The organism is Halpernia frigidisoli, assembly GCF_900113805.1.
GTDB classification, from domain to species: domain Bacteria; phylum Bacteroidota; class Bacteroidia; order Flavobacteriales; family Weeksellaceae; genus Halpernia; species Halpernia frigidisoli.
In genome coordinates, this window is record NZ_FOQT01000004.1 from 256,442 (window position 1) to 279,417 (window position 22,976).

Annotated in this window: 23 protein-coding genes and 1 pseudogene; 6 read left to right on the forward strand and 18 right to left on the reverse strand. The window is 32.3% G+C overall.

The features are described 5' to 3' along the window. Positions 1-94 precede the first annotated feature (94 nt). The 10 genes from BM238_RS11490 to pdxA all read right to left on the reverse strand — a co-directional run bounded on the left by BM238_RS11490 (position 95) and on the right by pdxA (position 9,181). Positions 95-943: an FkbM family methyltransferase gene (locus BM238_RS11490; protein ID WP_090081062.1), complete on the reverse strand. Its 849-nt coding sequence runs from the start codon at positions 941-943 to the stop codon at positions 95-97. Between the two features lie 5 nt (positions 944-948). Beyond that, positions 949-1,908 (reverse strand): glycosyltransferase family 2 protein, encoded by a 960-nt coding sequence (locus BM238_RS11495; protein ID WP_090081064.1) that lies wholly within the window; start codon positions 1,906-1,908, stop codon positions 949-951. Next, a complete protein-coding gene (locus tag BM238_RS11500) occupies positions 1,909-2,880 on the reverse strand; it encodes a WaaS/CpsH family glycosyltransferase (protein WP_090081067.1) in 972 nt (323 codons plus the stop codon). Positions 2,881-2,907: 27 nt separating this feature from the next. Continuing rightward, positions 2,908-3,669, reverse strand: coding sequence for a glycosyltransferase family 2 protein (locus BM238_RS11505; protein WP_090081071.1), 762 nt, complete (start codon positions 3,667-3,669; stop codon positions 2,908-2,910). Positions 3,670-3,739: 70 nt separating this feature from the next. Beyond that, complete coding sequence (gene rocD, locus BM238_RS11510; RefSeq protein ID WP_090081074.1) at positions 3,740-5,020, reverse strand: ornithine--oxo-acid transaminase; 1,281 nt, start codon at positions 5,018-5,020, stop codon at positions 3,740-3,742. 161 nt (positions 5,021-5,181) lie between these two features. Then, positions 5,182-6,537 carry an acetyl-CoA carboxylase biotin carboxylase subunit gene (accC, locus tag BM238_RS11515; RefSeq protein WP_090081077.1) on the reverse strand — a complete coding sequence of 452 codons (1,356 nt, stop codon included), beginning with the start codon at positions 6,535-6,537 and terminating at the stop codon, positions 5,182-5,184. Between the two features lie 111 nt (positions 6,538-6,648). After that, complete coding sequence (gene accB, locus BM238_RS11520) at positions 6,649-7,134, reverse strand: acetyl-CoA carboxylase biotin carboxyl carrier protein (protein WP_090081079.1); 486 nt, start codon at positions 7,132-7,134, stop codon at positions 6,649-6,651. A 117-nt stretch (positions 7,135-7,251) separates the two neighbouring features. After that, entirely contained in the window at positions 7,252-7,455 is a 204-nt protein-coding gene (gene rpmF, locus BM238_RS11525; RefSeq protein ID WP_090081082.1) for a 50S ribosomal protein L32, read from the reverse strand. 51 nt (positions 7,456-7,506) lie between these two features. Next, positions 7,507-8,022 carry a YceD family protein gene (locus tag BM238_RS11530; RefSeq protein ID WP_090081084.1) on the reverse strand — a complete coding sequence of 172 codons (516 nt, stop codon included), beginning with the start codon at positions 8,020-8,022 and terminating at the stop codon, positions 7,507-7,509. Positions 8,023-8,107: 85 nt separating this feature from the next. Then, the gene (pdxA, locus tag BM238_RS11535) at positions 8,108-9,181 is read right to left on the reverse strand and encodes a 4-hydroxythreonine-4-phosphate dehydrogenase PdxA (RefSeq protein ID WP_090081087.1); all 1,074 of its coding nucleotides are present in this window, start codon (positions 9,179-9,181) and stop codon (positions 8,108-8,110) included. Positions 9,182-9,427: 246 nt separating this feature from the next. Here pdxA and BM238_RS11540 point away from each other — a divergent pair, with 246 nt between their 5' ends. From BM238_RS11540 to BM238_RS11550, 3 genes are read left to right on the forward strand one after another with little or no spacing between them, the layout of a single operon-like run. Beyond that, positions 9,428-10,033: a riboflavin synthase gene (locus BM238_RS11540; protein ID WP_090081104.1), complete on the forward strand. Its 606-nt coding sequence runs from the start codon at positions 9,428-9,430 to the stop codon at positions 10,031-10,033. Next, entirely contained in the window at positions 10,014-11,468 is a 1,455-nt protein-coding gene (locus tag BM238_RS11545; RefSeq protein ID WP_090081107.1) for a sensor histidine kinase, read from the forward strand. The genes BM238_RS11540 and BM238_RS11545 overlap by 20 nt, the downstream gene beginning before the upstream one ends. 3 nt (positions 11,469-11,471) lie before the next feature. Next, positions 11,472-12,167: a tRNA1(Val) (adenine(37)-N6)-methyltransferase gene (locus tag BM238_RS11550; protein WP_090081109.1), complete on the forward strand. Its 696-nt coding sequence runs from the start codon at positions 11,472-11,474 to the stop codon at positions 12,165-12,167. Between the two features lie 27 nt (positions 12,168-12,194). Here the strand turns inward: BM238_RS11550 and BM238_RS11555 are convergent, their stop codons facing one another. Together BM238_RS11555 and rpmH are read right to left on the reverse strand one after the other, a co-directional pair. Then, entirely contained in the window at positions 12,195-12,905 is a 711-nt protein-coding gene (locus BM238_RS11555; protein WP_090081113.1) for a cell division ATP-binding protein FtsE, read from the reverse strand. 139 nt (positions 12,906-13,044) lie between these two features. Further along, complete coding sequence (gene rpmH / locus BM238_RS11560) at positions 13,045-13,203, reverse strand: 50S ribosomal protein L34 (RefSeq protein ID WP_090081115.1); 159 nt, start codon at positions 13,201-13,203, stop codon at positions 13,045-13,047. A 372-nt stretch (positions 13,204-13,575) separates the two neighbouring features. On the opposite strand from rpmH, the gene BM238_RS11565 reads away from it, so the two are divergent. Together BM238_RS11565 and BM238_RS11570 are read left to right on the forward strand one after the other, a co-directional pair. Then, on the forward strand, positions 13,576-14,580 hold the full coding sequence (locus BM238_RS11565) for a DHH family phosphoesterase (protein WP_090081118.1): 1,005 nt from the start codon (positions 13,576-13,578) through the stop codon (positions 14,578-14,580). Between the two features lie 110 nt (positions 14,581-14,690). Next, positions 14,691-16,214, forward strand: a complete 1,524-nt coding sequence (locus BM238_RS11570) for a SulP family inorganic anion transporter (RefSeq protein ID WP_090081119.1) — start codon at positions 14,691-14,693, stop codon at positions 16,212-16,214. A gap of 141 nt (positions 16,215-16,355) precedes the next feature. Here BM238_RS11570 and BM238_RS11575 read toward each other — a convergent pair whose 3' ends face one another. After that, complete coding sequence (locus BM238_RS11575) at positions 16,356-17,138, reverse strand: alpha/beta fold hydrolase (RefSeq protein ID WP_090081122.1); 783 nt, start codon at positions 17,136-17,138, stop codon at positions 16,356-16,358. A gap of 1 nt (position 17,139) precedes the next feature. Next, positions 17,140-17,322, reverse strand: a complete 183-nt coding sequence (locus BM238_RS11580; RefSeq protein WP_177205464.1) for a hypothetical protein — start codon at positions 17,320-17,322, stop codon at positions 17,140-17,142. Positions 17,323-17,753: 431 nt separating this feature from the next. Here BM238_RS11580 and BM238_RS11585 point away from each other — a divergent pair, with 431 nt between their 5' ends. Next, the gene (locus BM238_RS11585; RefSeq protein ID WP_090081128.1) at positions 17,754-18,122 is read left to right on the forward strand and encodes a rhodanese-like domain-containing protein; all 369 of its coding nucleotides are present in this window, start codon (positions 17,754-17,756) and stop codon (positions 18,120-18,122) included. Between the two features lie 59 nt (positions 18,123-18,181). Here the strand turns inward: BM238_RS11585 and BM238_RS11590 are convergent. The 4 genes and pseudogenes from BM238_RS11590 to tilS form a co-directional block, all read right to left on the reverse strand. Next, a pseudogene (locus tag BM238_RS11590) lies at positions 18,182-18,701 on the reverse strand (ExbD/TolR family protein). Positions 18,702-18,888: 187 nt separating this feature from the next. Further along, on the reverse strand, positions 18,889-20,952 hold the full coding sequence (locus BM238_RS11595; protein WP_090081131.1) for a protein-disulfide reductase DsbD family protein: 2,064 nt from the start codon (positions 20,950-20,952) through the stop codon (positions 18,889-18,891). Between the two features lie 54 nt (positions 20,953-21,006). Beyond that, positions 21,007-21,612, reverse strand: coding sequence for a peroxiredoxin-like family protein (locus BM238_RS11600; protein ID WP_221404936.1), 606 nt, complete (start codon positions 21,610-21,612; stop codon positions 21,007-21,009). A gap of 25 nt (positions 21,613-21,637) precedes the next feature. Further along, on the reverse strand, positions 21,638-22,924 hold the full coding sequence (tilS, locus tag BM238_RS11605; protein ID WP_090081137.1) for a tRNA lysidine(34) synthetase TilS: 1,287 nt from the start codon (positions 22,922-22,924) through the stop codon (positions 21,638-21,640). Positions 22,925-22,976 lie beyond the last annotated feature (52 nt).

Sequence of the window (22,976 nt, forward strand, 5' to 3'; positions counted from 1 at the left end):
GAAATAATTAAGCTGCAAATTTAAGAAATTAAAGCCCTTTTTTCCGTTTTAAATAATTTAGTTTAAAGAAATAATTTAGATAGGGCAAAACTTATTAAAAATTTTTATTCACCGCAAAACAATTATAATATGTTTTTGATTTTTGATTTTTCATAGCAGTATAAATATTTTGATCTTCTGTAAAATTAGTTGAAATCTGAAAGTGAAACTGGCCACCGATGTGTAATTTTATAAACTCATACATTTTGTCAAAATCATTTTCCGCGCAGTGAAATTCGATATACATTTTATCGATAAGTGGGAAAATTTCTTTTAAATCAGGAACAACTTCGAATTCCGAACCTTCAATATCTAATTTTAAAAAATCTATTTTCTCATTTAAATTTTTCAAAAATTCTTTTAAACTAATTTTTTCAATTTTTGAGGTAAATTCATTTTGTAAATTTTCATTAACAATTTTACTTCCGGCATTTCCCAATTCTTCGAAATATTCATATCCATTTGCATCTGAAACCAATTTTTTATGGCAGAAAACAGATTTTTCCCAGCCGTAAGATTTTACATTTTGGACTAAATAATTATAATTTTTTGTGTCAGGTTCAAATGCATGAATTACTGCATCTGGATGAGTATGTTTAAAATAGAGAACGCTCAAGCCGATATTGGCGCCACAATCTATGATAACAGGTTTTTTAGTTTCAGTCTGAAATTTATAAAAATCAGTTGTAAAAACTTCATCAATTGTATAATAATTAACCTTTTCCAAGCCATAAAAAGTTGATCCCAAAATTTTAGCAGAAGTGTTATCAGTAATCAGATTGTCGTAAATATTAACAACATCCTTAAATTTTAAAATACCACCTTTGTAAAGTGTTTTTAAATGTGGATGTTTGAAAAAACGGTACAAATATTTTCGTGTAATAAATTTGCTGACAAGTGACATATTTTTTATAATTTTCTTTTGTTTAAAAGATTGTCCGATATATTTAGTAGAAAAAATCTAATGGGATACAGTTTTTTCATTTCCTGTTTGTGAAAATAAAATAATTCCTTCAAATCTTTATCAATTTTCTTTGAAATTAGCTCGTAATTTTTCTCTTGTAAAAGTATTTTATTTTTTTTAAAAGATTTTGATATTCGTTTTAGAATATATTTATAGGACGCGAACTTTTTGTCACTCACAGAAAAATCGAATAACTGGATCAAAAGATTTTTGTTTTTCTCATTTTTATCCAAAAAAACATCGCCCACCTGTTGGTTGTCATGAATTCTGTATTTAAAAAGTTTGTCCGGCAAAAATTGAAAAGTATTTTCCATGGAACTTTTCATGGCAATCCACGCATCATGATGAAAACCTTTAATGACTGGAAATGGCATAATTTCATTTAAAATTTTACTTCTGAAAGCCATACTTGCGCCGGTTGCAATATTTCCGGCAAACGCGATAATTTTATAGTAGTTGATCTCAATCTTTTTTTCTTTAAAAAAATGAGGAATGTCCCATAATGAATAGACGTCCAGCAAGTTATTATTATCATCAATACCAAAACCATTGGTCGCTAAAGCATTTATTTCAGAATGTTTGTTAAAATATTCTGTTATTATTTCTACTTTATTTTCAACCCAAATATCATCCTGATCACATAAAAAAATAATTTCCTTAGTACAAAGCGAAATTGCTTTCTCAAAATTCTTTACGCTTCGCAGATTTTTTTCGTTAATATAAATTTTAAATAAATTTGGAAATTTTGCCTGGTATTTATTTAAAATTACTGAAGTTTTATCGGTGGAACCATCATCGCAAACAATAATTTCATCCACAGCAACGGTTTGTGTTAAAATTGAATCGATTTGCTGTTCTAAAAATTTTTCACCGTTGTAGGTGCAAAGTGCAACTGAAGTCGTCATTTATTTTAATTTAAAAACAGTTTCTACCCAATTATCTAAAGAATATTTTTTATAAATGTCGTCAGATAAAGGTTCGTATAAAGTTTCAAAAAACATGGAATTCAAATTAGATAGATCTTTATTTAAAATTAAAATGTTTTCAGGTTTGTAGAAATCATAGTTTTTCAGCGCTTCATTATCGGTGATTATTTTTTTCCCCAAAGCCATAGCTTCGAAAATACGAAAGCTTAAACCACTTTGATTTTCACGTACCAAATCGAGCAAAACATTGCCTTTTTGGTAAAATGTGGGAATGTTTTTTTGCTGTACGCGACGTGTCTGGTATTTTTTTGAAATACTTTCACCCGTGAAACTTACCATTTTTAGAAGATTTTTCTTCCAGGTTTTTTTTCCAACAATCACATATTGGTATGTTAATCCCAACTTTTCTAACTTCGCTGTAATTTTGTACAGTGCCTTTAAACGTTCATCGTAAGAGGCCAGATAAACAAGGTCAAACTCAGGTTTTTTCTCGGATTTTAATTTTTCTAAATAATTATAATTATTGATTTTTGTAAAACCGTATTTTCTCACGTCTTCAGAATCAAAAGAATAGATCGTATGAAATAAGTGAAGAATGCTTTCTGCAGGACAACGAGCGAGGCTGTCATATAAATAGGCAATGTATCGCGAGGTGAATTTTTTTATTTCAAGATGAAATTTTTCTTCAATCAATTCCGGATTTATAATTAAAATTTGATCCTGATGTCCTAACTTTTTTAATTCTTCTAAAATAAACTGCTGTCTTCTTTCATTTTTAATGTTTTTTTGAAGAAAAACTTTAGAAAAAGTATTGGTAATTTTTGCAGAAAAATTCTTGTGTTTGTAAGCGCCAATGTTGATGTGATGCGCTTCTATCCCTTTTTTACGTAGTGTAGCGGCAATGTGCTCATCGTAATTCCAAAAATCAAAACTAATAATACAGATCTTCATTAAATCTCTTTTTTCTGAGAAAGCAAGTTAAGATTTATTTTCAACTTTTTTTAAAGATTTATAGGTTTCAAAAACACTCAAACTTTGCAGATAAGACAGTTGATAACCTTCTTTTCCATCTAGAAATCCTAATTTTAAAAAATAAGTTTTAAAAAATTTAAACCCGGTTTTTAAATATTGAGTTAAAAGACTAAAACGTTTTCCTTTTATAAATATTTCCTCACCTTTTAATTTTCCGTAATGGATCATTTTATCTTTATAGGATCGATAATCTTCAACAGAATAATGCAGTAATTTATGCTTTAGAAATCCAGTTTCACCGTTGACTTCCAAAGTTTCGTGTACTTTTTTATCTTCAACGTAGTGGCATTTACTTTTGCGGAAGAGCCTGAAATTTTTGTCGTTCTGTGTACCGGAAAAATTCACAGGTTTGCCAGCAAAGAAAAATTTTCGGTAAAAATAATACGCGTCTTTTTTATCTTCTTTTTGAAGTTCTAAAATAATTTCATTTTCCAATTCCGGCGAAATTCTCTCATCGCCATCCAGAAACAAAATCCAGTCGTTTTTTGCGTTTTTTAAAGCTAAATTCCGCTGTTTGGTAAAATCTTCAAACTTATTTTCAATGATTTTTACTTTAGGAAATTGCCGTGCAATTTCTACGGTTTTGTCTTTACTAAAGGAATCTACAATGATAATTTCGTCACAAAAAGAAAAGCATTTTAGAACATCATTAATGTTTTTTTCTTCATTAAAAGTGATCATCAAACCGGAAACCTTCGTAAAATTCATTTAAAATTTTAAATTAGATCAATTTTTTAAAGAAATTTAAATAGCAAAAAGTATGATCTTTTTAGAAATATTATTTTTTAAATTCTTTAAGCGTTTTCTCAATAATACTTACGCACTCTAAAATCTGTTCTTCAGTAATGACCAAAGGTGGCGCAAAACGGATAATATTTCCGTGTGTTGGTTTTGCCAATAAACCGTTATCTTTCATTGCTACACAAAGATTCCAGGCAGTATCACTTTCTGGTGAATCGTTAATAATAATTGCATTCAACAAACCTTTGCCGCGAACTTTTACTACAAGATCGGTTTCAGAGATAATTCGGCTCATCTCTTTTCTAAAAAGATGACCTAATTTTCTGGCGTTTTGAATTAAATTTTCCTCGTTGACAACTTCCAGCGCGGCGATCGCAACTTTTGCTGCAATAGGATTTCCACCAAATGTAGAACCATGTTGTCCAGGTTTGATAACTTCCATAATTTCATCATCTGCTAAAACTGCTGAAACTGGATAAGCGCCACCAGAAAGAGCCTTTCCTAAAATTAAAATATCAGGTTTTGTATAAGTTGACTGTTTTTCACATTGATTCTCACAATTACAATTTCCACAAACTGCTAAGAGACTTCCTGTTCTTGCGATACCTGTTTGAACTTCGTCAGCAATAAATAACATTCCATTTTCATGACAAACTTTCTGCGCTTTTGAAATAAAATCTTCATCTGGCGTGTAAACACCGGCTTCACCCTGAATTGGTTCAACCAAAAATCCGATGACGTTTTTGTCTTTCGCAACTCGTTCTAAAGCCTCGATATCATTATAAGGAATGCTTACAAATCCGCTTGTGTAAGGTCCAAAATTATCGCGTGCATTATCATCATCAGAAAAAGAAATGATTGTCGTTGTTCTACCGTGAAAATTTCCTTCGCAAACTACAATTACAGCTTGATTTTCTGGTGTCCCATTTTTTTCATAAGCCCATTTACGGCAAAGTTTAATGGCAGTTTCTACCGCTTCAGCACCCGTATTCATTGGCAAAACTTTGTCAAAACTAAAATATTCGGTTACAAATTTTTCGTAAGGACCAAGTGCATTGTTGTAAAACGCACGGGAAGTTAAAGCCAGAGTTTGCGCCTGATCGATCAAAGCCTGAACAATTTTCGGATGTGAATGTCCTTGATTTACAGCAGAATAAGATGAAAGAAAATCAAAATATTTTTTACCTTCAACATCCCAGACAAAAACGCCTTCACCTTTTTCTAAAACTACTGGAAGCGGGTGGTAATTGTGTGCGCCGTATTTATTTTCCTGCTCAATATAATATTGAGAATCTTGTTTTTGCAAAACGTCTGACATAGTGGTTTCTTTTTTGCAAATTTACTGATAATTATCCGAAGTAGTTAGCTTTAGAAAAGTTAGAATTCTATTACACGGCATCCAGGATTTCCAAATTAATTTTAAGGCAAAAAAAATACTGATGTTTAAAACTCCAGTATCTTTTTCTCTAATTATTAAATCTAATTATTTTCAAAATTTTTATCGATTACAAAATCTTCCATAAATTTTGTTGTATAATTTCCGGCTAGATAATCTTCATTTTGCATTAATTGCTGATGAAAAGGAATCGTGGTTTTTATGCCTTCAATATAAAATTCATCTAAAGCGCGACGCATTTTTGCAATGGCTTCATCACGCGTCTGGGCTGTTGTGATCAACTTAGCAATCATAGAATCGTAGTTTGATGGAATTGTGTACCCTGAATAAACATGAGTGTCAACACGAATTCCATGTCCACCCGGAATATTTAATTCTGTAATTTTTCCTGGTGAAGGACGGAAATCATTGAAAGGATCTTCGGCATTAATTCTACATTCTATAGAATGCATTCTTGGAAAATGATTTACACCAGTGATTGCGGTTCCGGAAGCTAAAAGAATTTGCTCTCTAATTAAATCATATTCAATAACCTGTTCCGTAATTGGGTGTTCCACCTGAATTCTTGTATTCATTTCCATGAAATAAAAATTCCTGTGTTTATCAACTAAAAATTCAATTGTTCCAACGCCTTCATAAGCGATATATTCTGCAGCTTTTACCGCGGCATCACCCATTTTTTGACGAAGTTCATCCGTCATAAAAGGTGAAGGCGTTTCTTCAGTTAGTTTTTGATTTCTTCTCTGTACGGAACAATCTCTTTCAGATAAATGACATGCTTTTCCGAATTGATCGCCTGCTATTTGAATTTCGATATGACGTGGTTCTTCAATTAACTTTTCCATATACATTGCGCCATTTCCAAAAGCAGCACTTGCTTCCTGAATTGCCGAATCCCAAAGTTCTTTTAGGTCTTCAGGCTTCCAAACAGCGCGCATTCCTTTACCACCGCCACCTGCAGTTGCTTTGATCATCACCGGATATCCAGTTTCTGCGGCGATTTTCACGGCTTCTTCGTAAGTATCTATAATTCCTTCAGAACCTGGAACACAGGGAATACCCGCTTCTTTCATGGTTTTTTTTGCAGTTGCCTTATCACCCATTTTTTCGATCTGCTCAGGTGAAGCACCAATAAATTTAATACCGTTTTTCTCACAAATTCTGGAAAAATTAGCATTTTCTGAAAGAAAACCATAACCAGGATGAATGGCATCAGCATTGGTAATTTCCGCAGCAGCAATTATACTTTGAATTTTTAAATAAGAATCTTTACTTGACGGTGGACCGATACAAACGGCCTCATCAGCGAATCTAACGTGTAAACTGTCTTTATCAGCAGTGGAGTAGACAGCAACAGTTTTGATGCCCATCTCTTTACAAGTACGTAAAATACGCATTGCAATTTCGCCACGGTTTGCTATTAATATTTTTTTAAACATCTTAGAAATTTTAAATTTTAAATTTTGTCCTTCGGCAAGCTCAGGATAACGACTTTGTAAATTATTTTAGATTGTTTATCTAAAATTTATAATCTATAATCTAAAATTATATTAAGAAGGATCTACTAAAAATAAAGGTTGGTCATATTCAACAGGTGAAGCGTCATCCACTAGGATTTTAACAATTTTACCAGAAACTTCTGCTTCAATTTGGTTAAATAATTTCATTGCTTCTATCACACAAACTACTTTTTCAGGTGTAACGGAATCTCCAACATTCACAAAAAGATCTTTATCTGGAGAAGGTTTTCTATAAAAAGTACCAATCATTGGTGATTTTATAGTGATGTATTTGCTGTCCTCTTCAGTAGATGATTTTTCAGCAGAAGCGTTCTCCGCTTTTGGTGCATCGAAATTTTGCTGTTGTTGTGCAGGCGCTTGTTGATACATTTGCTGTTGCGGAATATAGCTAACTGACTCACTTCCTGCCAAAGGAGTTTTGATGTTGATCTCAAAATCTTTTGTTTTGTATTTTACTTCAGAAACACCTGCTTTTGCGACAAATCTTATTAGATTTTGCATGTCTTTTATGTCCATAAAAAATTATATTGTTTATAGGCCAAAGATAGTAAAAATCACCAAAAAACAACAAAAAACCACTCAAATTGTAAAAATTTGAGTGGTTTTGAATGATTTTTGGCTTAAAACTAAATTTTAGTCTTCGTCAGAAGTTGCTACTTCCTTCTCTACTACAACCTTTCCTCTGTAGTATAATTTACCTTCATGCCAGTGCGCTCTGTGGTAAAGGTGCATCTCACCAGAAGTGGCGTCTTTTGCAATTTGAGGAACGATTGCTTTGTAATGCGTTCTTCTTTTATCTCTTCTTGTGGTCGATTGTCTTCTTTTAGGATGTGCCATTTTGTAAATTTTAAATTCTAAATGTTACTTTAAAATTATATTGTTTAATTTTTATTTTTTTAAATTTTTCAACGCGTTCCAGCGTGGATCTATTTCTTCTTCTTTCTCTAATTCATCTTGCGGACTAAACTTCTCAAGCAGCGAAATATCTTCTGCTGAAAGTTTTGGTGATACTTTTTTCATCGGAACCGTCAAAACGATATCTTCATACAAAAGTTGCGCTACGTTGAAAGCGTAATCTTGCTTGGGAATCGTTATTACATCAACATCACTGTCGTCATATTTATCTCCAAATTTTACCAAAACTTTTATTTGATTCTCAATTTGATAATCAAAATCTGTAGTGGTAATATCACAAACCAACTGAATTGTTCCTGCTACATCGATCTCAAGTTCCAAAAAATTCTCGTGTTTTACCATGAAAACATGTGCTGAAATTTTTGGGTTTGAAAACTCCTGTTCAGTCTCAAATAAATTAAAGAACGCTTGATCTACTTCAAATCTAAAGTCATGCTTTCCATCTTTTAAGCCGGAAAAGGCAATGTCGTAGTTTCTAAATTTGTCCATAAAATCGGTTTGCAAAAATAAATTAATTTTTTAATATAACAAAATGTTTTAGGCTTTAAAAATATTTAAATATTAAATTAAATATTTAGCGCTCTTCCCGATATCGGTTTTCTGAAGGTTGTTTTTTTATAAGAAGCCTGTTTTCACGAAGTTCCGCGTATTCTGTGCGGTTATTAAAAATTTTAATTCCTGTGAAAATAGCTTCAGAAAAAGATTGTTCATCGGCAATATTTTGTCCGGCAATATCATAAGCAACACCGTGATCTGGCGAAGTTCTGATAAATGGCAAACCAGCGGTATAATTAACGCCATCTTCGTAGGCAATTGTTTTAAAAGGTGCTAAACCTTGGTCGTGGTACATTGCTAAAACCCCGTCAAATTTCGTGTAGGTCGAAGGTTGAAAAAAACTATCTGCCGGATAAGGACCAAAAGTTAAAATCCCGTTCTCAGAAAGATCCTGAATGGCTGGTGTAATAATTTCTATTTCTTCTTTACCGATTGCGCCGCCGTCGCCTGCGTGCGGATTTAAACCTAAAACTGCGATTTTTGGTCTTTCAACGCAAAAATCTTCTATTAAAGTCTGGTTTAATATTTTGATCTGTTTTTTAATATTTTCTTTAGAAATGTTTTGTGCAACCTCAGAAACTGGAATGTGATGGGTGGAAACAGCGACTTTTAAATCTTCCGTCACCAAAAACATAACGCCTTTTTTGCCTGCTTTTTCTTCCAGATATCCTGTGTGACCTGCGTGCTGAAAACCTAATTTCAACATTTCGTCTTTGTTTATTGGCGCCGTTACCAAAATATCAATTTCCTTATTTAAAAGTGCTTCTGTTGCGGCTTCTAAAGAATCGATCGCCATTTTTGTGGATTCTTCAGTAGGAATACCAAAATTAACATTGACGTTATCTTTCCAAAGATTGACCATATTAATTTTTCCGTTCACGGCATCTTTTACATCATCAATGTAATTGAAGTTTACCTGAAGTTTGAAAATGTTTTTCTGATAAGTAAATAATTTGCCTGAAGCAAAAATAATGGGCGTAAAAAAATCTGTGATACTTTTGTCCTTCAAAGCTTTCATAATGATTTCCGGGCCAATGCCATTGAAATCACCAATTGAAATCCCTACTCTTATTTTATGATGTTTAGAACTCATTTATTTATCTTTGAAGTTGTATTTTAAGAGTACAAATTTAACAAAATTAATTTAGCACTTCAGGTTTGCATTGTCCTTTGAAAAAAAGAAGTAAATGAACTTTTAGCCCCGGGTGAAGCGGCATCCTTTTTTTTATTTCATGGTTTTCTTTCCTGAAAAAATTTTCTTGAAAAAAAAGATATAGCGGAACACGGGTAGAGTTTTGGATAATGGCATAAAACGTGGTGCTTCTAAAAAAAAGAATAAATGTTCACAGGAATTATTGAAGGAACGGGTAAAGTTCAAAATATTGAGCGAAATGGGAGTAATATTGATTTTACGCTGTCGTGTGATTTTACAAATGAATTAAAAATTGATCAAAGTCTGGCCCATAATGGCTGTTGCCTGACTGTTGTTGAGATAAATGGCGATAAATATAAAGTAACGGCGATTGATGAAACTTTAATAAAAACGAGTTTAAAAGAATGGGAAGTTGGTTCTGAAGTCAATCTGGAACGCTGTTTAAAATTTGAAGGCAGACTTGACGGACATTTAGTTCAGGGACACGTGGATGAAACGGCAATTGTAAGCAATATTCAAAACCGGGACGGCAGTTATTTCATTACTTTTAAAATGGATGAAAATTCCAAATTTGTAACGGTTCCGCAAGGTTCCATCACAGTGAATGGAATTAGCCTGACAGTCGCAGAAAGTAATGATAATGATTTTTCCGTCGCCATTATTCCATACACCTGGGAATTTACCAATATGAAAAATTTAAAAATTGGCAGTGAAGTCAATTTAGAATTTGATATTATTGGGAAATACATTACTAAATTAATGCAAAGGGATCATGCCGCTAACAAAATATAAAGGTTACAGCTTTCGAAACAGGATTTTTTGGGCATTTTTAACGATTTGCCTTTTGAGTATTATGGGAACAAGTGCTCTTTCATATTTTGTTTTAAAATCAAATTCAATAAAACAGAGCAGAACACAATTGCAGATCCAGTCCGAAGCTTCGATGGCGTATCTGGATTATGCGGTAAGTCATCAGCAGGTACAAACCGGTGATTTAAAAAATGTTTTAGAAAATAAAATTTACGAAATTTCCGATATTAATAAGCACGACGTTATTCTTTATGATCTTCAGGGCGATTATTTACTTTCCAATAAAGATGAAAATCTTATTCTGCAAAAAAAACTGCCGCTCGGTATTCTAAATAAAGTTTTAAGAAAGGATAAGCGCGTTGATATTGAAAGTTATGATGAAAAAAACAAATCTAATGTTACTTCATCTTATCTGGTTTTAAAAAACAACATGTTGGTTCCGATCGCGATAGTTTATTTACCTTTTTATCATAGTGACGGCAGCTATTTCGAACTTTTTAATAAATATCTTAATTTTTTCATCATTCTAAATGTTCTATTGATTTCATTTAGTGTTTGGTTGAGTCTGGTCATGTCTAAACAATTGACAGGCACGTTGACCAAATTTTCTGATTTGATCACACAGATCACTTTATTTGAAAAAGAGCTCAAACCAATTAAATATTTTCAAAATGATGAACTTAGTTCTTTGGTAAAATCTTACAATAAAATGATCTTGCAGATACAGAATCAAAAAGAGCATTTGAGTGCTATCGAAAAAGAAGACGCGTGGCGCAGTATGGCTAAACAAGTTGCGCATGAGGTGAAAAATCCATTAACGCCAATGAAACTCACCATTCAAAATTTTGAGAGAAAATTTGATTGTGAGGATCCTGATATTCACGAAAAGGTAAAAAAAATGAGCCAGTCCATGGTTTCACAAATTGATCTTGTAGCTTCTGTTGCGACGGCATTTTCTCAATTTGCACAATTGCCGGATAAAAATGATGAAGTCATAAATCTAAATCAACAGGTAAAAGAAATTCTCTATATTTTTAGTGACGAAAATATTTATATCCACGCTAATCAAACAAATATTGAGTTAAAGATTGACAAAATTTATCTTTCAAGAATTATTATTAATTTGGTTACAAATGCTGTTCAGGATAAAGTTGACGATAGAAAATCAATTATAAACGTCGATCTGGAGCAGATCAATAAGAGAATTAATATTACGGTTGAAGATAATGGTCGCGGAATTCCTGCGACAATGATCGATAAAATATTTGAACCTAATTTTACTTCAAAAAATACAGGAATGGGATTAGGTCTTACAATGGCAAAAAAAATGGTGTTAGAATATGGTGGAGATCTTGTGGTAACTTCAGATGAAGATCGGGGAAGCCGTTTTACAGTTACATTCCCTGTCAATGTTTAAAATTTGAAACCTTTTCAATTTAAAAGATTTAGTATTCTTCAAGATGATGAAGTGTTTCGTGTAGGAACTGACGCAGTTTTATTGGGTGCACTATCTTCAGCGGAAAATCATAAAAATATTTTAGAAATCGGCAGCGGAACGGGAATTATTTCCTTAATGCTTGCGCAAAGAAATTTGGATGCGAAAATAAAGGCAATTGACATAAATAAAAAAGCATCACAACTTTCCGCTATAAATTTTAAAAATTCACCGTATTTTTCCAGAATTTCTGCTGAAAATATGGATTTTAATGACTTTAAATCAGAGAATAAGTTTAATTTAATTATCTGTAATCCGCCCTATTTTGAGGCAACGCCGCAAAGTGATAAAGATGAAATCGCTCGGCAAAAAATTCATTTAAATTTCTCGCAACTAATAGAAAATTCTGCATATCATTTAAATGATAATGGAATTTTTAGTGTTATTATTCCTTTTGACAGTGCAGAAAATTTTGAAATCGAAGCTTTAAATAATTCTCTTTATTTATCTAAAAAAATAAATATTTTCGGTCGGCAGGATTTGAAGACAAAACGCGTTATTTTAGAATTTAAAAAAGAAATAACTTTAACAGAAATTTCTGAATTTATTATAGAAAAAAGTCCGAGAAAATTCTCAGACCAATATTTAGAAATCACGAAAGATTTTCATTTGTTTAAATGATTTTCAAATTATCTGCAGAAATTTATTTTACTCAAATAATTCTGCCGTATTCATGATCGACACTTTTCCATCTTCACATTTTATTGCTTCTCCAGGGAAATTCTGGATCATGTGATAATCATGTGTTGCCATCACAACAGCGCAATTATTTTCCAGCGCGACGCGTTTCAATAGAGTCATAATATCGTTAGAAGTTTCCGGATCAAGGTTTCCTGTCGGCTCATCTGCTAAGATCAATTGCGGATGATTTAAAAGCGCTCTCGCAATCGCAATCCTTTGCTGTTCCCCACCAGAAAGCTGATGTGGCATTTTGTGCTTTTTAGTTTTCATTCCTACGCTGGCCAAAACTTCATCAATGCGTTCATCGATTTTTGCTTTTTCATTCCAGCCGGTTGCTTCTAAAACAAATTTTAGATTTTTCTCGATATTTCTGTCTGTTAAGAGCTGAAAATCCTGGAAAACAATGCCTAATTTTCGGCGAAGATTTGGGACGTCGCCCGCGCGAAGTGTTTCAAGTTTAAAACCTGCAACATCGCCGCTTCCTACTTTCAACGGAAGATGACCATAAAGCACTTTCAAAAGTGAACTTTTGCCAGAACCGGTTTTTCCGATCAAATAGCAAAAACGCCCTCTTTGGATATGCAGATTGACATCGCTTAAAACCGTGAAGTTTTTCTGAACAATTTTAGCATTATTCAGATTAATGATACTTGCTCCGTCTTCGTTTCTGTGTGGCATAGGTGAAAATTAAGATTCTATATTTTAATAGCTTTCAAAAATAGATAAAATGTAATGCAATGCCTAAATTTTAGCAAATTTTAACAACAAAAAATGCCTGAAAAAGTTTTCAGGCATTTTATAATATTTTTAAAAAGGATTATCTTTTTGCACGTTGGGAAGAAACTGTAAGACTTCTTCTGCCTTTGGCACGTCTTGCAGCTAAAACTCTTCTACCGTTTGGTGTAGACATTCTTTCACGGAAACCGTGTTTGTTTCTTTTCTTTCTTTCGGATGGTTGGAAGGTTCTTTTTGGCATTGCTAATATTTTTAAGTAAAAACTATATCTTATTTTTCAGATTGCAAATATATAAATATTTTTAAAATCTACAAACCAAATCTCACTTTTTATTCTAAAAATTTCTGAAATTTTTTGGGCAGACATTTCCGCCTTCCGTTCCCAATCTTTTTACTTCGAAAAGTTTTTATAAATCGAAAAGTTTATTCAGGCAAAAAGGATTTTCACTAAAGTCGGGCTGCGAATTTACGCTTTTTTCAACTTTGTCGTTTCTTGATAGTTTATACAATTTTAGTTTCAATAAATTTAACAGAAACCTCAATTTGCTATAAGTCCTATCAAGTTTTCTTTTTAGAAAATCTATCTTTGTATCCTCCAAAAAAAATTTGAATAATGTTCAGTCTACAAGAAATTTTAGATATAAAAAAATTATTATCTCCGGATAAAAATATTGTCATCATTACCCATCATAATCCCGATGGAGACGCAATTGGTTCCTCTTTAGGTTTAAAAAACTTTTTAAAAAATAAAGGTATTGAAGCCACGGTTTTGGTACCAAATGATTTTCCGAAATTTCTAAAATGGATGCCAAATTCAAAAGATGTCGTTATTGCAGATTATAAAAGAAAAAAGGCGGGTGAAGCGATTTATCATGCAGATGTTATCTTTTGTCTGGATTTTAATACGGCGGCGAGAATTGGCAGTTTAGGCGATTGGCTCACGAAATCTTGGGCAAAGAAAATCCTGATTGATCACCATCAGCAACCGGATCAATTTGATTTTGTTTATTCTGATACAGAGGTACCGGCAACTTCTCAAATGATCTACCAATTTATTGAAGCGCTTGGCGAGGAAGAGTTTGTTGACAAAGATGTTGCAGAATGTCTTTACACCGGAATTATGACAGACACCGGCGGTTTCAGATACCGTTCTACAAGTGCTTTAACCCACGAAATTATCGGAAAATTAATCAATAAAGGCGCAGATCCGGCAATGATTTCTTCAAATACCTGGGATACAAATTCTATTTCCCGCCTGCATCTATTGGCTTTGGTTCTTGGAAGAGTTGAAACTGTTCAAAATGGGGAAGTGGCAATTATGAGTTTAACCCGGGAAGAATTAAAAAATTTAGGTTACCAAAAAGGTGATACGGAAGGATTTGTGAATTACGGTTTGAGCATAAAAGGCACAAAAGTGTCGGCGTTTTTTACGGAAGATCTTTATGAAGATTTTATTAAAATTTCTTTCCGCAGTAAAGATGATACTGATGTCAACCAGTTTTCCCGGAAATATTTCAACGGTGGCGGACATATCAACGCAGCTGGTGGTAGATATGACGACACTTTGGAAATTGCTATTAATGAATTTAAGCAGATCTTAGAAAAAGAAAATATTTAGCACAAAATGCTGAATTTATGACATTTTAAAATGTTTTTAATGAGGTTAAAAAAAACTCTTCAACTAAAATAAATCCACGTAAAAGTGGATTTATCATTTAAAATAATTTAATGAATCCAATTATAAATTTATTTAATTTTAAACAGAAAGTAGATTACAAAACTGAAATTCTTTCTGGTTTAACGGTTGCTTTGGCGCTTATTCCAGAAGCAGTTGCATTTGCTTTTATTGCAGGACTTTCCCCTTTAACAGGACTTTACGCCGCATTCATGATGGGATTTGTCACCTCGATTTTTGGCGGAAGACCCGGAATGATCTCCGGCGCAACGGGCGCAGTTGCTATTGTGATTGTGGCTTTGGCAAAAACGCACGGTGTAGAATATATTTTTGCAACCGTTATTTTAGCGGGAATAATTCAGTTTTTAGCCGGACTTTTAAAATTGGGAAAATTGATCCGTCTTGTGCCGCAATCCGTCATTTATGGTTTTGTAAATGGTTTGGCAATCGTGATTTTTATGTCGCAATTGGTTTCCTTTAAAGACGTTTCCGGGAATTGGCTAAGCGGAATTCCACTTTATAGCATTTTAGGTTTGGTACTTTTAACGATGTTGATCATCTGGCAAATGCCAAAATATACGAAAGCATTTCCTGCATCTTTAACAGCAATTTTGGTAGTTTTTGGTTTGGTTTTTTTCTTAAATATTCCAACAAAAACTGTCGGTGATCTTGCTTCCATTAAAGGCACTTTTCCACCTTTTCATATTCCTGATTTGCCTTTTAATTTCGAAACTTTACAAATCGTTTTTCCTTACGCAGTCATTGTTGCAGGAGTTGGTTTAATAGAAAGTTTATTGACTTTAAATATTGTTGATGAATTAACAGAATCCACAGGAAATGGAAATCGTGAAGCTTTAGCGCAAGGTGCAGCCAATATTTTTTCCGGATTTTTCTCTGGAATGGGTGGTTGCGCAATGATCGGTCAAAGTTTAATTAACGTTTCAAACGGCGCGCGTGCAAGACTTTCCGGAATTGTGGCAAGTGTCATGTTGTTGGTTTTCATCATGTTTGGAAGTTCGTTGATTGAGAAAGTTCCCGTTGCTGCGTTAACAGGTTTAATGATTATGGTTGCAATCGGAACATTTGAATGGGCGAGCTTTAAAGTATTTACGAAAATGCCTAGATCGGATATTTTTGTAATGGTTGTAGTTACTTTAATTACTGTTTTCCTTCACAATTTGGCTTTAGCGGTGATAATTGGCGTAATCATATCGGCATTAGTTTTTGCCTGGGATAATGCAAAGCGAATTCGTGCAAGGAAATATTTAGATGAAAATGGCGTGAAACATTACGAAATTTACGGTCCTTTATTTTTTGGTTCAACACAGACTTTTTCAGAAAAATTTGATGTTCAGGACGATCCGAATGAAATTATAATTGATTTTAAAGAAAGTCGCGTTGCAGATATGTCGGCCATTGAAGCTTTAAATAAATTGACAGAACGCTACAAAAAATTGGATAAAAAAATCCATTTAAAACATTTGATCAGAGATTGCAGAAATCTCTTACAGAATGCAGACAGTTTAATTGAAGTTAATATTTTAGAAGATCCTGATTATAAAGTAATGCCGAAATAAAATTTAACGCGATTTACCTATCTGTGGAAATCTGTGAAATCTGTGAGCAAAATACTGGCGCACAGATTTCACAGATTATTTTTAATATTTATCTCTGTGTCCTTAGTGAAAAAATCTCTGTGTTCTTTGTGTTTAAAAAAATCAAAAAACCAAATGTTTTGGCAAATGATGCAGTAATTCTGTATTAATAATTGCTGCGCAAATTTCAGGTTTTTCGAGTTGTCCCATGTGTCCGCAATCTAAAACATAAGATTTTATGTTTGTTTGATCTGGCAGATTTTTCAAGGTTTTTTCAGAATTTACTGCAGAATCATGTTTCCCGGAAATAATTAAAATTTTTGCGTCAAGATTTTTCAAAATTTCCAATTTATCAGTTCTTTCGATCATTCCTTTGACGGCTGCCAAAGCGCCAAGATTGTTTGTTGAAAACGCAATTTCTTTAGCAAAATTAATTTTTCCTTCAAGAATGTCTTTCTCGTTTGGATTAAACAAATTCGGTATTCCTGCGTTTACATAATGTTTAAAAGCATCTTTTATAATTCTAAAACTTTTTCTGCGCTGTTCTTTTTTATCTTCTTCGTCCGCTATATAAGTCGAGAAAAACAAAGTCAAACTCTTTAATTTTTGGGGAAATAATTCTGCAAAAGCGAGCGAAACATAACCGCCCATCGAATGTCCCAAAAGATGAATTTTTTCTAAATTTAATTCAGAAATTACTTTTACGACTTCTCTTGCCATCATTTCCATGCTTAGAATTTCTGAATTATTTTCAGATTTTCCATGTCCGGGAAGATCGATTTTTATAACTGTAAATTTTTCGGAAAGATGAGGTTCGAGAAATTTCCAGATTTTAGAATTTTCCATAAAACCGTGAAGTAGAACTAAGTTTTCTTTGCCGTTTCCAGTAATTTCAAAATGTAACATACTATTTGTAAATATCGATGTAATCTACAAAGCCTGAACCATTCACTTTATTTTGTAAGCGCCACACCTTTCCTTCTTTTTTGAAAGTATTATTTTCTTTTCGTGTAAATTGCTTTCCATCTTGCGCGATTTTTTGGATAATTTCACCGTCCAGATTCATGTAATCTTCAGAAACTAATTTCATAGTTCCATTAATTTTTAAACTATTTTTTCCTGCATTGATACTTCCCACAACTTTATATTCGTCTTTACCTGTTTTTTCAAAAGAGATTTCGCCATTTTTTGAAATATTATTGTGTGTGAGTTTATGTTTTCCACTCCAGTCGGTGTAGAAATTAGTATTGTTAATTTTTGTAATACTGTCGTTTTTCTTTGCAATTATTTATTTAAAGAATCGATTTTTGTTTCAGAATCTTTTGGACCTGCGTTTTTATTACAGGAAAAAATTGTAAAAAATAGAATTAGATAGAGAAATAGTTTCATTTAAAAATTTTAATAAAATTAATCATTCGTGGCGGTTGTTGAAATTTATTCTTTAATTATTTTTAAACAAAATGAGATAAAAATCTAAAATTCAATTTTTGTAAATTGCAGATCAAATAAAATTTAATTAAAATGAAAAATATAATCGTTGCATTTTTACTTTTATTCATCGTAAACTGTGAGCCAGCTGCCAAACCAATTGAAAATAATACCATAAATTCCACGGCAACTTTGGAGCAAAAGTTAGATAAAAATCCTTTTCTGGTAGATGTCAGAACTCCGGCGGAATTTGCACAAGGAAGTGTAAAAGGTGCTGTGAATATTCCTTTGGAAGATTTGCAGGCACGAATTTCAGAGTTTAAAGGAAAAGAAAATATTATTACATTTTGCAGAACCGGTCATCGTAGCGGACAAGCAATCGAAATTTTAAAAGAAAACGGAATCACTGATGTTACCAATGGAACGAATGCAGAAAACATTGAAGCATTAAATAATAAATAATAAATATTTTTTTTTGCAACAAAAAAAACAGCCAAATCAGGCTGTTTTTTTTAGCTATATTATTTGATTTTGTTTTCGTATAACTTTTTTTCCAGAGGTTTTATTTCTCCAATTCCATATCTTTCGCTTTTTGTAATCGCCATATTATCCAGCATATCAACGAAATTTTTATAATTTGCATCATCCGTAGGTTTTAAAATTACAGTGAAATATTCTTTTTTTTGGTGCAGTATTTTTAAAATCTGAAATAATTTTTGAAATTTTATTTCCATCAAAAGATGTTTCGTAAATATCATTTGCATTTAAATTATTCAAATCTTTTTGGTAATAAAACACCCGGTTATTTTCCCCAATAATAAATGTCACTTGATTTCTGAAATCAATGTCAACCTCGATATGATCAGGATTTTTTGGTGGATAACGGAGATCCATCACATTTGGTTTCGAGAAGTTGGTGGTAAACATAAAAAATGTAATTAATAAAAAACCCAGATCCACCATCGGCGTCATATCAACACGAATTTGTTTTTTACTTAATGAGCGTTTTCCTTTTTGTTCGTTTGTGGCAATATTTTCCATAATTTTAAAATTTAAATATTTAAGGATTGTGTAAATTAGATTAAATAATGATAATTATTTGAAAAATTTGTTACAAAAGTGATGCCTGTTTTCAATTTAAAGTAAATTAATCGTAAAAGCTTAAATGTATTGCATAAAAAAAGCTTTGATTAGAAATAATCAAAACTTTAAAATTTAAAATAAATTTCTATTTATTTTTCTTAAAATAATCAATTCCACAATTCAGGAATTTTTTAAAATCATCTTTCGACATATAACCGGAAACCGGCGGATTGATCACTTTTCCATCCGGCGTGACCAAAACATAATGCGGCTGGGAATTATTATTAAAATTGATCTGCTGAAACAAACTCCATTTATCACCAATTGTTTTCACTTTTTTAAACTGACCATTTCCCATATCAATTTTAATTTGCTGATCCAATGGCAATTCTTCCTTGTCGTCCACATAAACGGACGCTAAAACTAAATCATTCTGTAAGATTGGTAAAATATCATCTTGTGACCAAACAAATTCCTCCATTTTTCGGCAGTTTTCACAACCATAACCCGTGAAATCTATCAACACTGGTTTGTTTTCTTTTTTTGCTAATTCAATGGCTTTGAAATAGTCATTTTCCGGATGCATTCCGAGAATACCGTCTTTTTCATCGTGGAAATAACTCACATTTAAAGGTGGTAAAATCCCGCTTAGCAATTGCAGTTTCGGTCTGTCACCAGGAATTAATCCTTGAACTAAATAAATCACAAAAGCAATCCCGGCAACGCCTAATAATTTTCTACCCAAAGATATTTTAGGTTTTTTATCATCATGCGGAAATTTAATGATGCCGAATAAATATAGAACCAAACCAATCGTAATCACGATCCAAATCGCAATAAACAATTCTCTTTTAAGTAAAAAAGTTTTAGTTACTAAATCTGCTTTTGATAAAAATTTTAAGGCTAAACCTAATTCTATAAAACCTAGAAAAACTTTCACCGTATTCATCCAGCCGCCAGATTTTGGCAAAGATTGTAAGGCTTGAGGGAATAATGCTAAAAGTCCGAAAATTATGGCCCAAGCCAAACCGAAACCGGCTAAAGCAAAAGTCAATAACATTGGAACATTGGTAGAACCTGTTACGGCGCTTCCAAGCAAACTTCCTAAAATTGGACCTGTGCAGGAAAATGAGACAATTACTAAAGTTAAAGCCATGAAAAATATTCCTATAATTCCGCCGGCGTCTTCTGCTTTTGAAGATTTATTGGCAATGGAACTTGGTAAAGTTATATCGTAGTAACCGAAAAAACTTCCGGCAAAAAATATAAATATGATGAAGAAAGCAATGTTTAACCAAACACTTGTGGAAATTTGATTAAAAACATTTCCGGCAATTCCGTCAATTATATGAAACGGTACGCTCAATAAAACAAAAATTAAAAGGATAAAAAAGCCATAAATAAATGCGTCTCTTTTACCTTTTGCTTTATCTTTCATCCCTTTTGTAAAGAAAGAAACCGTCAAAGGAATCATCGGGAAAACGCACGGCGTCAATAAAGCAACCAAACCACCAATGAAACCAAGAAGCAAATATTTCCAGTAATTTTCAGAATTTTGTTGGGTTTGAGCCACGCCACAATCCGTCAAAGGATTTTTAAAATCTAAAGTCGAAACTTTTAAATCTGGAACTCCTGAAGAAATTGCAGTTGCAGTTTGCATTCTTTTTTCAACGGTTGAATCTTTCGTTAAAGTCGTAAGAACATCAGAATTTTCCGGTGTAACTTCTGAATTTTCAGTTGTAACTACGGTTGCATTCGCCGCAACAGATTTTTGAAATTCTAAAGTATTTGGTGCCAGACAAACTTTGTCATTACAAATTTGATAAGTGATTTCCGCAGAAACATTGGCTTCTTTTGCGGGATTTTTTAACTTAAATTTTTGTTTAAATAAAACCTGATCCGAGTAAAAAACAATTCTCGTCCCGAAAGCCTCAGAAAATTCGTCGTGCTTTTTGCCGACTTCGATTACTTTTCCGATAAGATCAATTCCTGCTGAGGAAGATAATTTCATCTCTGTCGGAATACCAGAATCTTCTGGTAAATCTTTAGAATAAATATGCCATCCTTTTTCAATAGATGCCGTTAAAACTGCTTCATACTGGTTATTTCCAAGATCAGTGATGTTATATTTAAACTTTAAAGGATCTTTTATCTGCGCCGATAAAAATTGCGTAAAGATGACAAGTAGGAAGAAAAAAAGTTTTTTCATTTTTATTTTTTAAAAGGACGTGCAAAGGTATTTAAAGCAAATCTAATTGTAGGTCTATTTTAATGTTTTCAATACGGCTAAAAGCATTTCGCCGGAAAGTCTGTGTTTATAATCCGGATTAATATACTCAAAAGTGATCTCGCCAGATTTATTTAGGAAAAATACAGAAGCAACCGGCAAAATCGGCGTTAATCCACCTTTTACTTTACTTGAAAGCATGGTTTCATAGTTTTCCGGCATTTTAAAGGCAATTCCCGTTTTTTGAATTAATTCTGCACCTTTATCAGAAAGAAGCGTGTAAGACACTTTATCTTTTTTCGCAACATCAGGAATATTTTGGAAATTTTCCGGACTGATCGCTATAATTTGATAGCCTAAATCTGTAACTTCTTTTTCGATTTGCGCCAGACCAGAAAGTTGCGCATTGCAATACGGACACCAACCTCCGCGGTAAAACACGACCACAGAAGGTTTCTGAGAAATTAAAGATTGCAGGTTGACATCTTTTCCATTGATGTTCTGAAGTGTTGCATCGGCTAATTTTTGACCGATCAATAATGGTTTCACCTCATTTGCAGTTGGATAAATTTGTGCTTTGCTTAAATTTGAAACTAATAAAAGTGATAAAGTTAGAAGGAAAAGTCTGGTAAATTTTGACATTTTTTTTGTTTTAGAATTAGTGTTTTTAGAAAATGATTTCAATAAAATTTTTGAGATTTTCATTGGCTACAAATCTGGAATCTTGCCGATAAGGTAAAATTCCTAGAACCTGATCTTTAGAATCTGATAAAATTTTAATTTTTTCTTCGTCAAAAGTAGATAATTTTAATTCCTTTATTACTTTAGAAACCTTCTTTTTGCCTATCATTCCAATCGGAAAAAGCAGGTCATCTCTTTTTACTTCCCTTATTTTTAAAGGCAATTTTATTTTTTCTAAATCTATTTTCCAGATCTCGTTGTTAAAATTGTCAGAAAGAAGAAAATATTTTAAATAGATTTGACTGATTTCAGGCAAAAGGATTTCTTTAAAATCTTCTTTTTCTAAATTAATTTTTTCAATAATTAATTCATTTCTGGCAATTTGAAGTTGATGACCTTTAGAATAAAATAAACTACTGTTTTCGGATTTAAAAATCTTTGAAATTTCGTTTGCATCATCAAAACCATAAGTTTTCAACAATTCAAATTTTACAAAATCCGATTCTTTATCAAGTTTTTCTTTGTTAAAAATGATTTTAGAATTAATTTTTTGGCTTAAATTTTTTCGTTTATTTTCAATTTCTGTTGAAATAAAATCTTTTGAATCATTTAAATACGTTAAACTTTTGCTAAAATTTTCCAGAAAACTTTCGTTGGTTTTTAAAAGTTGAGGCGTGATTTCATTTCTAATAAAATTTCGCAAATAATCTGATTTTTGATTGCTTGTATCTTCGCGAAATTCAATATTATTTTCCTTCGCAAATTTGTAGATTTCTTCTTTGCTAAATTTTAAAAGTGGACGTAAAATCTCATTCTCATTTTTCGGAATTCCACTCAAACCTTTTAAACCGGAAGCACGCGAAAGATTGATAATAAAAGTTTCCAGTTCATCATTCAAATGATGCGCAGTTACTATGAAATGGAGATTTTCTTCAGATTTAATTTTATTAAAATACTCATATCTCAAATTTCTTGCCCAAAGTTGAACGGAATTTTCCGGTTTTTTATCAATTTCCGAAACTTTATATAAATGAAATTTGACGTTATTTTTTAAACAAAATTTAAAAACAATTTTTTCATCAAGATCAGATTCTTCACCTCGAAGTTTGTAATTAATATGTGCGATTTGAAAGTTTAAATTTAAAGCTAAAAACAAGTTTGCCAAAACCATCGAATCTGCGCCGCCGCTTATTGCAAGTAAAAAAGATTTGTCCGCAAAATTTGGCAAAAGCAATGAAAGTTCGTTTTGTGCGTTTTGTTTATTAAGATACATTTAACAAAGATAATTCTTCTTTTTAAAATGATTTTGTAAATTTGAATTCCAT

What these genes read in the sequence shown, in the direction of transcription:
- BM238_RS11490 (WP_090081062.1), bottom strand. Translation starts at nt 943, where the DNA reads ATGTCACTTGTCAGCAAATTTATTACACGAAAATATTTGTACCGTTTT.
- BM238_RS11495 (WP_090081064.1), bottom strand. Translation starts at nt 1,908, where the DNA reads ATGACGACTTCAGTTGCACTTTGCACCTACAACGGTGAAAAATTTTTA.
- BM238_RS11500 (WP_090081067.1), bottom strand. Translation starts at nt 2,880, where the DNA reads ATGAAGATCTGTATTATTAGTTTTGATTTTTGGAATTACGATGAGCAC.
- BM238_RS11505 (WP_090081071.1), bottom strand. Translation starts at nt 3,669, where the DNA reads ATGAATTTTACGAAGGTTTCCGGTTTGATGATCACTTTTAATGAAGAA.
- rocD (WP_090081074.1), bottom strand. Translation starts at nt 5,020, where the DNA reads ATGTCAGACGTTTTGCAAAAACAAGATTCTCAATATTATATTGAGCAG.
- accC (WP_090081077.1), bottom strand. Translation starts at nt 6,537, where the DNA reads ATGTTTAAAAAAATATTAATAGCAAACCGTGGCGAAATTGCAATGCGT.
- accB (WP_090081079.1), bottom strand. Translation starts at nt 7,134, where the DNA reads ATGGACATAAAAGACATGCAAAATCTAATAAGATTTGTCGCAAAAGCA.
- rpmF (WP_090081082.1), bottom strand. Translation starts at nt 7,455, where the DNA reads ATGGCACATCCTAAAAGAAGACAATCGACCACAAGAAGAGATAAAAGA.
- BM238_RS11530 (WP_090081084.1), bottom strand. Translation starts at nt 8,022, where the DNA reads ATGGACAAATTTAGAAACTACGACATTGCCTTTTCCGGCTTAAAAGAT.
- pdxA (WP_090081087.1), bottom strand. Translation starts at nt 9,181, where the DNA reads ATGAGTTCTAAACATCATAAAATAAGAGTAGGGATTTCAATTGGTGAT.
- BM238_RS11540 (WP_090081104.1), top strand. Translation starts at nt 9,428, where the DNA reads ATGTTCACAGGAATTATTGAAGGAACGGGTAAAGTTCAAAATATTGAG.
- BM238_RS11545 (WP_090081107.1), top strand. Translation starts at nt 10,014, where the DNA reads ATGCCGCTAACAAAATATAAAGGTTACAGCTTTCGAAACAGGATTTTT.
- BM238_RS11555 (WP_090081113.1), bottom strand. Translation starts at nt 12,905, where the DNA reads ATGCCACACAGAAACGAAGACGGAGCAAGTATCATTAATCTGAATAAT.
- rpmH (WP_090081115.1), bottom strand. Translation starts at nt 13,203, where the DNA reads ATGCCAAAAAGAACCTTCCAACCATCCGAAAGAAAGAAAAGAAACAAA.
- BM238_RS11565 (WP_090081118.1), top strand. Translation starts at nt 13,576, where the DNA reads ATGTTCAGTCTACAAGAAATTTTAGATATAAAAAAATTATTATCTCCG.
- BM238_RS11570 (WP_090081119.1), top strand. Translation starts at nt 14,691, where the DNA reads ATGAATCCAATTATAAATTTATTTAATTTTAAACAGAAAGTAGATTAC.
- BM238_RS11575 (WP_090081122.1), bottom strand. Translation starts at nt 17,138, where the DNA reads ATGTTACATTTTGAAATTACTGGAAACGGCAAAGAAAACTTAGTTCTA.
- BM238_RS11580 (WP_177205464.1), bottom strand. Translation starts at nt 17,322, where the DNA reads ATGAAATTAGTTTCTGAAGATTACATGAATCTGGACGGTGAAATTATC.
- BM238_RS11585 (WP_090081128.1), top strand. Translation starts at nt 17,754, where the DNA reads ATGAAAAATATAATCGTTGCATTTTTACTTTTATTCATCGTAAACTGT.
- BM238_RS11595 (WP_090081131.1), bottom strand. Translation starts at nt 20,952, where the DNA reads ATGAAAAAACTTTTTTTCTTCCTACTTGTCATCTTTACGCAATTTTTA.
- BM238_RS11600 (WP_221404936.1), bottom strand. Translation starts at nt 21,612, where the DNA reads ATGTCAAAATTTACCAGACTTTTCCTTCTAACTTTATCACTTTTATTA.
- tilS (WP_090081137.1), bottom strand. Translation starts at nt 22,924, where the DNA reads ATGTATCTTAATAAACAAAACGCACAAAACGAACTTTCATTGCTTTTG.